Annotated in this window: 8 protein-coding genes; 5 read left to right on the top strand and 3 right to left on the bottom strand. The window is 41.2% G+C overall.

The genetic code is table 11. From position 1 onward, the window contains the following. Nucleotides 1-35 precede the first annotated feature (35 nt). From FQT28_RS04915 to FQT28_RS04905, 3 genes are all read right to left on the bottom strand, one after another. Nucleotides 36-788 carry an ABC transporter permease gene (locus FQT28_RS04915; RefSeq protein WP_143989594.1) on the bottom strand — a complete coding sequence of 251 codons (753 nt, stop codon included), beginning with the start codon at nucleotides 786-788 and terminating at the stop codon, nucleotides 36-38. 10 nt (nucleotides 789-798) lie between these two features. After that, nucleotides 799-1,707 (bottom strand): ATP-binding cassette domain-containing protein, encoded by a 909-nt coding sequence (locus FQT28_RS04910; protein ID WP_143989593.1) that lies wholly within the window; start codon nucleotides 1,705-1,707, stop codon nucleotides 799-801. Nucleotides 1,708-1,848: 141 nt separating this feature from the next. Then, the gene (locus FQT28_RS04905) at nucleotides 1,849-2,658 is read right to left on the bottom strand and encodes a Cof-type HAD-IIB family hydrolase (RefSeq protein ID WP_143989592.1); all 810 of its coding nucleotides are present in this window, start codon (nucleotides 2,656-2,658) and stop codon (nucleotides 1,849-1,851) included. Between the two features lie 146 nt (nucleotides 2,659-2,804). Here FQT28_RS04905 and FQT28_RS04900 point away from each other — a divergent pair, with 146 nt between their 5' ends. The 5 genes from FQT28_RS04900 (at nucleotide 2,805) to FQT28_RS04880 (ending at nucleotide 12,060) form a co-directional block, all read left to right on the top strand. Then, nucleotides 2,805-3,266: a MarR family winged helix-turn-helix transcriptional regulator gene (locus FQT28_RS04900; protein WP_143989591.1), complete on the top strand. Its 462-nt coding sequence runs from the start codon at nucleotides 2,805-2,807 to the stop codon at nucleotides 3,264-3,266. Then, the gene (locus FQT28_RS04895; protein ID WP_143989590.1) at nucleotides 3,259-3,678 is read left to right on the top strand and encodes an EVE domain-containing protein; all 420 of its coding nucleotides are present in this window, start codon (nucleotides 3,259-3,261) and stop codon (nucleotides 3,676-3,678) included. The genes FQT28_RS04900 and FQT28_RS04895 overlap by 8 nt, the downstream gene beginning before the upstream one ends. Before the next feature lie 107 nt (nucleotides 3,679-3,785). Further along, entirely contained in the window at nucleotides 3,786-7,061 is a 3,276-nt protein-coding gene (gene rexB, locus FQT28_RS04890; RefSeq protein ID WP_143989589.1) for an ATP-dependent nuclease subunit B, read from the top strand. Then, nucleotides 7,058-10,711 carry a helicase-exonuclease AddAB subunit AddA gene (addA, locus tag FQT28_RS04885; protein WP_143989588.1) on the top strand — a complete coding sequence of 1,218 codons (3,654 nt, stop codon included), beginning with the start codon at nucleotides 7,058-7,060 and terminating at the stop codon, nucleotides 10,709-10,711. The genes rexB and addA overlap by 4 nt, the downstream gene beginning before the upstream one ends. 170 nt (nucleotides 10,712-10,881) lie before the next feature. Further along, nucleotides 10,882-12,060, top strand: coding sequence for a hypothetical protein (locus FQT28_RS04880; protein WP_143989587.1), 1,179 nt, complete (start codon nucleotides 10,882-10,884; stop codon nucleotides 12,058-12,060). The last annotated feature ends 26 nt before the right edge of the window (nucleotides 12,061-12,086 follow it).

Here is a 12,086-nt window from a genome sequence, read left to right as displayed (position 1 = left end):
ATAAACCTCCTCTGTAGGCTAGAGGAGGTCATTTTTTATAGACTTTTCTTTTTGAAAACTGTCAGTCCACCTATATTAAAGATTACAATAACAGCTAAGCTAACTATAAGTGTGTAGAAAATGGACTCACTATTAGCAGTCATAGCATAGACAAATTGCAATGATAAATATGGTAAAATTTTGATATTTGGAAAAATGAGCATTGGCATAGAAAGTAAGATAGAGCTGACAAAATAACCAATAAATACCGCAACATAAGAATGACTAACATAGAGAATAAAGGAAACAATGGAAAGCCAAGCAAGGAGGCAAAGAAATTGAAGGAAAATGGTTATCAACAGATTTCCAATAAAACCATCAGGCATGGTTCCAAATCCATTTAAGATAGTTGCTGGAATAAAAGCAATCACAAGACAGATGATGACTTGAAAAAGTGCAATACAAGTCAATACAAAGGCTTTGGCAAGGAAAAACTCGGTACGAGAAACACCCACTGTTAAATTATTTTTATAGAGTTTACCGATTAAGTCAACTCCAAGAACGAGGCAGACTAGGATGATGCAGAGAAAAACGAGGTTTGAAGCTTGACTAGATGCGTTAATAAGTGCTTGCACACCGTTCCAACCTTGGGTTGGAATTTCTGGTTTTTCTGTCTGGAATGCCATCAGATGACCAGTAGCCCCAAAAATAGCCCCCATTAACATGATTACAAAGAGAATGAACTCTGTAATCCAAAAACCTTTGGAGCGGAAAAGACGGTAAAAGTCTGCTTGAATGGTATGTATCATGATTTTTCTCCTATTCTACCAATTGTGTGAAGTATTCTTCTAGATTTTGACGGGCATAGTAAATCTCGTCAATGGCAACATCTGCCAAGGTTAATTCCTTAAGAATCTGCTTGACATCTTGTTCCTGACCAAAGATGTGGATTTCGTTTTCAGGATTGACAACCTTGAACTGGAGTTGGATTTGTTCTTTTAATACTTGACAAGCTCTTTCTTTATCGCATGTTCTAAGCACAATATAATCCTCACTTAGTGTTTCAAACTCAGCTTTGCTGATTTCACGGATAATCTTACCTTGATCTAAGATACCAAAGCGATTAGCTAGGAGATAGAGTTCCGATAAGATATGGCTAGAGACGAGAATGGTTATGCCTTTTTCTTGATTGAGCCGTTGAATCATCAGACGAAATTCTTTGATTCCTATTGGGTCGAGACCGTTGATAGGTTCATCTAAAATCAGGAAGTCGGGTTTAGATAGGAGAGCAATGGCAATTCCAAGTCTTTGTTTCATTCCTAGCGAGAAATCACGAAAGACTTTCTTACCTGTATCAGACAAACCTACATAATCCAGTGTTTCTTGAATGACTTTATCAGCATTTGGAATATGACGTATCATACAATAATATTTCAGATTTTGATAAGCCGTTAAGTGATTATGAGCTACAGGTGATTCAATAACAGAACCCACTCGAGATAAAGCCTTTGTCCACTCATTTTCTTCTTGGCTAGAAAAGAGGGAAACTGTACCTTTGTCCGCAAACAATAATTGCGTAATGATTTTAATAAGAGTAGTTTTACCTGCTCCATTTTTTCCAATTAGACCATAAATATCTCCCTCTTTTATGGTTAGACTAAGATCTTGAAGAATAGCTTGTTGTCCGAATTGTTTGGTCAGTCCATGAATTTCGAGTACTGTTTTCATGATTTTCTCCTTTTGATTTGTTTTACTAACTTTAGTATAAGGTATAGAAATCAAAGAAACATCAAGTAATTCTAAAGAGTTTCTAAAGTTTTGTAATTCTTAAAAGAAACAAAACCCAGTTGACATGACTGGGCTTTTTTACTATAAAATATACTTCTCAATCGCACGCGCAACGCCTTCTTCTTCATTGCTGGCTGTGACGTCATTAGCAAGGGATTTGACATGGTCGCTGGCATTTCCCATAGCAATGCCAAGTCCTGCAAACTGAAGCATTTCGATATCGTTATTGGCATCGCCCATGGCCATAATCTCTGAGGGCTCAATCTTCAAAATCGCAGCTAGTCGAGAAAGAGCAGTAGCCTTAGTAGTCCCAAGAGGCATGGCTTCATAAATGACAGGCTGCGAACGAACTCCACTGAATCGTTGGCAGAGTTCCTCAGCGAACCGTTGTTCAAAATCGTCTGTTTGCTCTTTGGTGCCTAAAAACATACCCTGAAACATACGGTACTTACCACTGGTGGCTTCCTCAAGGGAGATTTCAGTCAGGTCTGAAAAGACTAGCTTGGCATCATTTTGAACAATTTCATTTGGCTTGCCACCGAGGACAAAATAATGTTTCTCATCAAAAAGAGTTAACTGGACGTCGCTTTTTTCTGCTAAGTCATAGAGGTATTCAATGTCAGCTGGACTGAGTTCTTGCCAGTCAACTAGACCCCAGTCACTGGTCTGGTGGGTTGAACAACCATTATTGACAATGACGTACTCATTCTGGAGGTCCAGTCCTAGTTTTTTATAGTAGGGAAGGACACCGAAAAGCGGGCGACCTGTACAGAGAACCAGTTTGACACCTTTTTCAATGACTTGGTGAATGGCAGTGATGTGGGCTTGCGGGATTTCCTTGGCTTCATTGAGGAGGGTTCCGTCCATATCCAAGGCAAGTAGTTTAATCATAAGACTTCCTTTTCTAGGTGTTTTGCTTTTATTATAGCATATAGACTATAAAATGTCTGATAGAATTGTAACATTTGACTTTCCTTTTCTTGAAAAACAAAATAAATTCTTATATAATATGTATACTTAATATTTAAGGAGAAAAAATGTCAAAGTATCACTTTAATTCAATTTACAAGAATGATGAAACAGAGTCTACAGGTCTTCTTTTCATCAAAGTCTACAACAAGTGGGAAAGCAATTTGAAAAGAGTCTTGAAATCGGTTGGCCTCACTTTGCCCCAATTTATCGTTTTAACCTCGCTCTTGTTTCTGAGCAATAGAGAGGAATATGTAACGCAAGTTGATATTGCTCGGTTCACCGGTATGGATGTCATGACGCTTTCCCAGATTGTTAGGCTACTGGAAAATAAGGACTACATTAAACGTGATCAACATCCAAAGGATAGTCGGGCAAAACTGGTCTCAGTGACGAAGTCTGGCGCGGAGAAGGTCAATCAAGCTTTACCTTTAGTAGAAGGTGTTGATGAAGAATTTTTTGAAAAACTATCTAACGATAGAGAAGTTTTTAATCGCATGTTAGTAGAGTTGGAGGATAAAAATGCCTAGATATTGGGTCGGAGTTGTTTCGAAGAACCATGTTTTAAGAGGAGTTGAGGGAAATTTTTGTCAGGTCTGTCATGGAAAGGGCGGCCCCTTAAATCGTATGAAAAAAGGTGACTATCTTTTATACTATAGTCCAAAGTACGATATGAATGGTCAAGATAAGTTACAGGCTTTTGTGGCCGTGGGTAAAATTACAGATGACAAAGCCTATCAAGTAGAGCAGTTTGAAGGATTCTTTCCCTTTAGACGAAATGTCGAGTATTATCAACCAGTCAAAGATTGCTCCATAGAAATAGCCAGACAGCATCCTGAATGGAGAGACTATACTTCTCGACTTCGTTATGGACATTTTGAAGTTTCCAAAGACTTTTTCCTCTATATCTTTCAGCATATGAAAGTGGATGATGAGGTATGATTGATTTTGCTAATTAAATGATTGTCAACTAGAATTTTGGATTTGGACTGTGAAGCGAACTTTGCTATAATAGAGTAAGAAACTTTGATAAACCAAACGAGGCTGAGATGAAATTACTTTATACTGATATTCGGACTTCTTTGACAGAAATCCTGACTAGAGAGGCAGAAGAGCTAGTTGCTGTGGGCAAGCGTGTCTTCTACATCGCCCCCAACTCTCTTTCATTTGAAAAGGAACGCGCCGTGCTGGAATGCTTGTCCCAGCAGGCTTCTTTTGCTATTACCGTCACGCGCTTTGCACAAATGGCTCGTTACCTGGTCTTGAATGATTTGCCAACTAAGACGAGTCTAGATGACATCGGTCTTGGGATGGCTTTTTATAAGTGCCTTGCGGAACTCGATCCTAAAGAATTGCGAGTTTATGGTGCGATTAAGCAGGATCCTCAATTTATCCAGCAGTTGGTTGAACTTTATCATGAGATGACGACCGCTCAGATGAACTTTTTGGACTTGGAAAGTTTAACAGATGAAGATAAGCGAGCAGACTTACTCTTGATTTTTGAGAAAGTGACTGCCTATCTTAATCAAAACCAGTTGGCTCAGGGGAGTCAGTTGTCCCATTTGATTGAGGCTATTGAAAATGGCAAGGTAAGTAGTGATTTCAGTCAGATTGCCTTGGTTATTGATAGCTTTACCCGTTTTTCTGCCGAGGAAGAGCGTGTAGTAGATCTACTCCATCGAAAAGGTGTCGAGATTGTCATTGGTGCTTATGCAAGCAAGAAGGCCTATACCAGTCCGTTCACTGAAGGGAATCTCTACCAAGCCAGTGTGGAATTTCTTCATCATTTGGGGGCAAAATACCAAACACCTGCGCAAGACCTTTCTCAATCTCATGAAAAGATGGATAGTTTTGACAAGGCCTCTCGTTTGCTGGAGTCTTCTTATGATTTTTCAGAACTTACTTTAGATGTAGATGAGAAGGACCGTGAAAATCTGCAAATCTGGTCCTGCTTGACGCAAAAAGAGGAGTTGGAGTTGGTGGCTCGTGCTATTCGTCAGAAATTACATGACCACCCAGAACTGAGTTACAAGAATTTTCGTATTCTCTTGGGTGATGTGGCTTCTTACCAGTTATCGCTGAAAACTATTTTTGACCAGTATCAGATTCCTTTTTATCTTGGTAGAAGTGAATCCATGGCTCACCACCCTTTGACTCAGTATGTCGAATCTATTTTGCGTTTGAAACGTTACCGTTTCCGTCAGGAGGATTTGATTAATCTCCTCAGAACTGGTCTATATACCGACCTTAGTCAGGCTGATATTGATGCTTTTGAGCAATATCTCCGCTATCTTGGCATCAATGGCTTGCCAGCTTTTCAGCAGACCTTCACCAAATCTCACCACGGAAAATTTGATTTGAAACGCTTGAATGCTATTCGTCTGCGAGTTTTGGCGCCACTTGAAACCTTATTTGCCAGTCGGAAGCAAAAGACTGAAAATCTCTTGCAAAAGTGGAATACTTTTCTAAAAAATGCTGCTTTAAGCAAACAGATACAAGAATTGACAGCTACTATGGAAACTCTAGAACAGGAAAGACAAGCTGGAGTTTGGAAAGCCTTCTGCCATGTTTTAGAACAATTTGCGACAGTTTTTGCTGGTTCACAAGTTAGTCTAGAGAATTTCCTATCCTTGCTCCATTCTGGAATGAGTTTGTCCCAGTATCGCACAATTCCAGCAACAGTGGACACCGTTCTGGTGCAGAGTTACGATCTGATTGCCCCTCTGACAACTGACTTTATCTACGCCATTGGGCTGACTCAAGATCATTTACCAAAAATCGCACAAAACACCAGTCTTTTGACAGACGAAGAAAGACAAAATCTAAACCAAGAGACTGAAGAGGGAGCGCAATTACTGATTGCAAGCAGTGAAAACCTCAAGAAAAATCGCTACACTATGCTTTCCTTGGTCAATGCTGCCCGTAAGCAGTTGGTCTTGTCGGCTCCAAGTCTTTTTAACGAAAGTGAAAGTAAAGAATCTGCCTATCTTCAAGAGCTGATCCATTTTGGATTTAGTCGGAAAGAGAAGAGGATGAATCACAAAGGGCTGTCTAAGGAAGATATGGGTTCATATCACAGTCTCTTGTCTAGCCTTGTTGCCTATCATCAGCAGGCAGGTTCTAGTGAAAATGAGCAAGATGTGACCTTTGTCAAGGTTCTAGCACGTGTGATGGGGAAAAAACTTGATCAGAAAGGTCTTACCAATCCTGCACTCCCAACTAGCCCAAGCAGCAAGCCATTAGAAAAAGAGACCTTGCAGGCTCTTTTTCCAGCTAACAAAGAGTTTTACCTATCTACCTCTGGTTTGACGGAGTTTTACCGCAATGAATATAGTTATTTCCTCCGTTATGTCTTAGGTTTGCAGGAAGAATTGCGCCTTCGTCCGGATGCTCGCAGTCATGGGAATTTCTTGCACCGTATTTTTGAACGTGCCTTGAAACTGCCTGATGAAAATCCGTTTGACCAGCGTTTGGAACAAGCCATCAAGGAAACCAGCCAAGAACGCGAATTTGAAGCTATTTATCAAGAAAGTTTGGAAGCCCAGTTTACCAAGGAAGTTCTGCTTGATGTTGCGCGGACAACTGGCCATATTCTCCGCCATAATCCAGCCATTGAAACCATCCAAGAGGAGGCAACATTTGGTGGCAAGGACCAGGCCTTTATTCAATTGGATAATGGTCGGAGTGTCCATGTACGAGGCAAGGTTGACCGTATTGACCGCCTGAAAGCTGATGGAGCGCTAGGAGTAGTGGACTACAAGTCTAGTTTGACCCAGTTCCAGTTTCCTCATTTCTTTAATGGTTTAAATTCCCAGTTGCCAACCTATCTTGCTGCCCTAAAAAAAGAAGGGGAACAGAACTTTTTCGGCGCTATGTACCTAGAAATGGCAGAGCCTGTCCAATCTCTGTTGACCGTTAAGAGTTTGGCTGGAGCAGTAGCAGAAGCCAGCAAGTCAATGAAATACCAGGGGCTCTTTTTAGAAAAAGAAAGTAGTCATTTGGGAGAATTTTACAACAAAAACAAGGCCAATCAGCTGACAGATGAGGAGTTCCAGCTCTTACTAGACTATAATTCCCATCTTTACAAGAAAGCAGCTGAGAAGATTTTACAAGGCCAGTTCGCTATCAATCCCTACACAGAGAACGGCAGAAGTATTGCCCCATACGTCCAGCAACACCAAGCCATCACTGGATTTGAAGCCAATTATCACTTGGGACAAGCCCGTTTCCTTGAGAAGTTAGAACAGGCTGATGGCAAGCGTCTGGTCGGAGAAAAGCTCAAGCAAGCTTGGTTTGAAAAAATGAGAGAGGAGTTGAATCGATGATGCCCATTTCCTTTTTAACTGAGGAAGAGATTCAAAAATTGAAAGAAGCAGAAGCAAATTCGAGCAAGGAACAGAAGAAAACAGCCGAGCAAATCCAAGCGATTTATACTGCTGGGCAGAATATCCTAGTCTCAGCATCGGCTGGTTCTGGAAAGACCTTTGTTATGGCAGAGCGTATTCTGGACAAATTAGCACGTGGTGTAGAAATCAGTCAACTCTTTATCTCAACCTTTACTGTCAAGGCTGCTACCGAACTCAAGGAACGCTTGGAGAAAAAAATCAGCCAGCAAATCCAAGAAACCGATGATGTTGATCTCAAACAACACTTGGGACGACAGTTGGCTGATCTACCAAACGCGGCCATCGGAACTATGGACTCCTTCACACAAAAATTCCTCGGTAAACATGGCTATCTGATTGATATTGCGCCAAATTTCCGTATTTTACAGAATGAAAGTGAGCAGTTAATCCTCAAAAATGAAGTTTTTCATCAGGCTTTTGTAGACCATTACCAAGGTGAAAATAAAGAGAAATTTAGTCGTTTGGTCAAGAACTTTGCTGGGCGTGGCAAGGATGAACGAGGTTTGCGCCAGCAAGTCTACAAAATTTATGACTTCCTCCAATCCACCAGTAATCCGCAAAAATGGCTGAGTCAATCTTTTCTCAAGGGATTTGAAGAAGCTGATTTTGCTAGTGAAAAAGAAAAACTAACTGAGCAAATCAAGCAGGCGCTTTGGGATTTGGAAAGCTTTTTCCGTTATCATCTGGATAATAATACCAAGGAGTTTCCAAAAGCTGCCTATTTAGAAGCTGTGCAACAGGTTCTGGATGAAATTGGCTCCTTAAATCAAGAGTCCGATAGCCAAGCTTATCAAGCAGTGCTTGCGCGTGTTGTCGCCATCTCTAAGGAGAAAAATGGTCGTGCTCTAGCCAATTCCAGTCGTAAGGCTGAATTGAAGCCACTGGCTGATGCCTATAACGATGAGAGAAAGGCTCAGTTTGCTAAACTAGGACAACTGGCGGACCAGATAACGATTCTCGACTACCAAGAGCGTTATCATGAAGACACCTGGGAGCTAGCTAAAACTTTCCAAACCTTCATGAGTGATTTTGTGGAGGCTTATCGTGAACGTAAACGCCAGGAAAATGCTTTTGAATTCGCTGATATCAGTCATTACACCATTGAGATTTTAGAGAATTTCCCACAAGTCCGCGAGGCTTATCAGGAACGATTCCACGAAGTCATGGTCGATGAGTATCAGGATACCAACCACATTCAAGAACGAATGCTGGAATTGTTGTCGAATGGTCACAATCGCTTTATGGTGGGGGATATCAAGCAGTCCATCTACCGTTTCCGTCAGGCAGATCCACAGATTTTCAATGAGAAATTCCAACGCTATACGAAAAATCCTCAAGAAGGCAAGTTGATTCTTCTTAAAGAAAATTTCCGTAGTAGTTCAGAAGTGCTGTCAGCAACCAACCATGTATTTGAACGTCTCATGGACCAAGAGGTCGGCGAAATCAACTATGACAGCATGCACCAACTTGTTTTTGCCAATACCAAACTGACTCCTAATCCAGACAACAAGGCAGAATTTCTCCTCTACGATAAGGACGATAGTGGGCAAGAGGAAGAAGAGAGCCAAGCAGAAACGAAACTCACTGGGGAAATGCGCCTAGTGGTCAAGGAAATCCTGAAGCTCCATCAAGAGAATGGTGTAGCCTTTAAGGAAATTGCCCTTTTGACTTCCAGTCGCAGTCGAAATGACCAGATTCTCCTCGCCCTGTCTGAGTACGGAATTCCAGTTAAAACCGACGGTGAGCAAAACAATTATCTCCAATCTTTAGAAGTGCAAGTCATGCTGGACACCCTGCGAGTCATTCACAATCCTCTGCAAGACAATGCCTTGGTAGCACTTATGAAGTCTCCTATGTTTAGCTTTGATGAGGACGAGTTGGCACGTTTGTCTCTTCAGAAGGCAGAAGATAAAGTCCAAGAGAATCTCTATGAGAAACTAGTTAATGCTCAAAAACAAGCAACTCCCCAGAAAGAGTTAATTCACAAGGAACTAGCTGAAAAACTAGATCAATTCATAGATATTTTGTCTTCTTGGCGCCTGTATTCCAAAACCCACTCTCTCTATGACTTGGTTTGGAAGATTTATAATGACCGTTTTTACTATGACTATGTTGGAGCCTTGCCAAACGGTCCAGCCAGACAGGCCAATCTTTACGCCCTAGCTCTGCGAGCTGACCAGTTTGAAAAGAGTAATTTCAAGGGTTTGTCGCGTTTTATACGTATGATTGACCAAGTCCTAGAAGCCCAGCACGATCTCGCAAGCGTAGCCGTCGCACCGCCTAAAGATGCCGTGGAACTCATGACCATTCACAAGAGCAAAGGATTGGAATTTCCTTACGTCTTTATCCTCAACATGGATCAGGACTTCAACAAGCAAGACTCGATGTCAGACGTCATTCTCAGCCGTCAAAATGGGCTTGGTGTCAAATACATTGCCAGGGTGGAAACAGGAGCAGTGGAAGCACACTATCCTAAAACTATCAAACTCTCCATTCCTAGCCTAACTTATACGCAGAATGAGAAAGAACTGCAATTGGCTAGCTATTCAGAGCAGATGCGTTTGCTGTATGTTGCAATGACGAGAGCTGAGAAAAAGCTCTATCTTGTTGGTAAGGGTTCTCGTGAAAAGCTGGAAGCAAAGGAATACCCAGCAGCAAATATCGGAAAATTAGATAGCAATACCAGACTGCAAGCAAGAAATTTTCAAGATTGGGTCTGGGCTATCACTAAAGTATTTGCCAAGGACAATCTCAACTTTAGCTATCGTTTTGTTGGTGAAGATCAGTTGACTAGAGAAGCTATCGGAGAATTGGAAAACAAGAGCCCTCTCCAAGATAGATCTCAAGCAGATAATCGCCAGTCAGAAACCATCAAAGAAGCTTTGGGAATGCTGAAAGAGGTGGAAGTTTATAATACTCTTCACCGTGCAGCCATTCAGCTTCCTAGCGTTCAAACCCCAAGCCAAATCAAGAAATTCTACGAACCCGTTATGGATATGGAAGGGGTAGAAATTACTAACCAAACTCAATCAACTGAGAAGCAAATCAGCTTTGATTTACCTGATTTTTCAACTAAAGAAAAGGTAACTGGAGCTGAGGTCGGTAGTGCCACTCATGAACTCATGCAGAGAATTGACCTTAGTCAGCAACCAACACTTGCTAGCTTGACAGAAACTCTCAAACAAGTTCAGACTAGTCCAGCTGTAAGAGACAAGATCAATCTTTCTAAAATTCTCGCATTCTTTGATACAGCACTTGGTCAGGAAATTCTCGCTAATACTGGCCATCTCTACCGCGAGCAACCTTTTTCTATGCTCAAGCGGGACCAAAAAAGTCAGGAAGACTTTGTTGTTCGTGGGATCTTGGACGGCTACCTGCTTTATAAGGATCGTATCGTTCTTTTCGACTACAAGACAGACCGTTACGATGAACCAAGTCAACTCATAGACCGCTATCGTGGTCAGTTAGCCCTATATGGAGAGGCCTTATCACGAGCTTATTTGATTGAAAATATTGAGAAATACTTGATTTTACTCGGTAAAGACGAGGTTCAAGTTGTAAAAGTATAATTTATACTCTTCGAAAATCAAATTCAAACCACGTCAGCTTCACCTTGCCGTAGATATGGTTACTGACTTCGTCAGTTATATCCACAACCTCAAAACTGTGTTTTGAGCAACCTGCGGCTAGATTCCTAGTTTGCTCTTTGATTTTCATTGAGTATTAGAAAGGAGACCTCATGACACTTCCAGTTAGAAAATCCCTGCACGATGCGGTTTTACAGGCTTCAAAAGCTGATACTTGGGAACAAGCTACCAAGGAATGGAATGAAGTTTCCTTGATTTTTAATGGTATTGGTCGTAGCAATTGCGTCTGTGGGAATGCCATTAAATACGCCTACGAACTCTTTAACGGCGTTACAGGCCAACGACTCTTTCCGATTGGCAGTGATTGTGTTCGCCATTTTCATCGTATTAGGCTCGATCAGCAACTAGAAGAGGAAGAAAAACTACTCAGAAAAGTTGAAAATCTAACCAAAAAGGCTCAGAAAAAGGAAAAAATCAAGGTTAATAAAAGCGACTTTGACGAACGACTTCTAAAATGGTTTTGGGAAAAAGGTGTTTTCAAGCCCAATCGTGGCAATCAATTCGCACCTGAGAGAGACTATCAGCTCTTCCTAGAAGTCTTCCAAGGCGGAAGTTGGACCAAGGCAGAGCCAAAGAAGAAGGCTCGTATGGAAGAAGTCCTTGAAAAGTGTATCAAACCTTTTTTACTTGGTAAGTCCGATGATCAACTTTACCTTGTCAAACTAGGCAAAGAGAAGATTGACTACGAGCAGCATTTACGAATTCAAGCAGAGAAGGAACGCAAGAAAAGAGATAAAATCGCCAAGCAATACGCTGACAATCTCATTCTTGCCATGGGACCTGCTGAACGCGCCTATCAAGATTACTTTGGCTTTACAGAAACCCTAACCCTAGAAGAAAGAAAATGGGAAAAAATCCTCTTTGGTAAGAATAGAGACGAACGGGCTATCAAGGCTAAACAAAACCAAAAGGAGCTGGAAAAGGATCAGCGGATTGCAAATCAAGATCCTATTGAACGAAAGCAGAAGCAGACTTGGCTTCTTAATTCCTATTTTCGTGATTTACCTGATGAAAAAGCTAGATTTTCTCGACTCTTACTAGAGTATCGAAAAAGTGGAGAAGTCCCCTTTTCAGATGATTACTTATCTGAGCATCTCATCGACTTTTTCTACAAGATGAAAGTCTTTGAATTTGAAATCGCTCCAGATCAGGTGAGGGATTTTCTAAAAGAATGTCTAGAAGCGCACCACCTATCTTCAGCGCAATCAACTTGGATTAGAGGGATTTTGACCAACTGTCTTCACCCATTTTTAGATAGGTTACTCATATAGAAAAAATCCTACCTTGTCTATGCATG

It is taken from the genome of Streptococcus oralis (assembly GCF_901543815.1).
Classification (GTDB): domain Bacteria; phylum Bacillota; class Bacilli; order Lactobacillales; family Streptococcaceae; genus Streptococcus; species Streptococcus oralis_CM.
The sequence above is the reverse complement of the archived record's forward strand: the minus strand, read 5'-3'. Positions and strand labels throughout refer to the sequence as shown.

Coding starts and splice junctions, on each gene's coding strand:
- rexB (WP_143989589.1), top strand. CDS start 3,786: ATGAAATTACTTTATACTGATATTCGGACTTCTTTGACAGAAATCCTG.
- addA (WP_143989588.1), top strand. CDS start 7,058: ATGATGCCCATTTCCTTTTTAACTGAGGAAGAGATTCAAAAATTGAAA.
- FQT28_RS04880 (WP_143989587.1), top strand. CDS start 10,882: ATGACACTTCCAGTTAGAAAATCCCTGCACGATGCGGTTTTACAGGCT.
- FQT28_RS04905 (WP_143989592.1), bottom strand. CDS start 2,658: ATGATTAAACTACTTGCCTTGGATATGGACGGAACCCTCCTCAATGAA.
- FQT28_RS04910 (WP_143989593.1), bottom strand. CDS start 1,707: ATGAAAACAGTACTCGAAATTCATGGACTGACCAAACAATTCGGACAA.
- FQT28_RS04895 (WP_143989590.1), top strand. CDS start 3,259: ATGCCTAGATATTGGGTCGGAGTTGTTTCGAAGAACCATGTTTTAAGA.
- FQT28_RS04915 (WP_143989594.1), bottom strand. CDS start 788: ATGATACATACCATTCAAGCAGACTTTTACCGTCTTTTCCGCTCCAAA.
- FQT28_RS04900 (WP_143989591.1), top strand. CDS start 2,805: ATGTCAAAGTATCACTTTAATTCAATTTACAAGAATGATGAAACAGAG.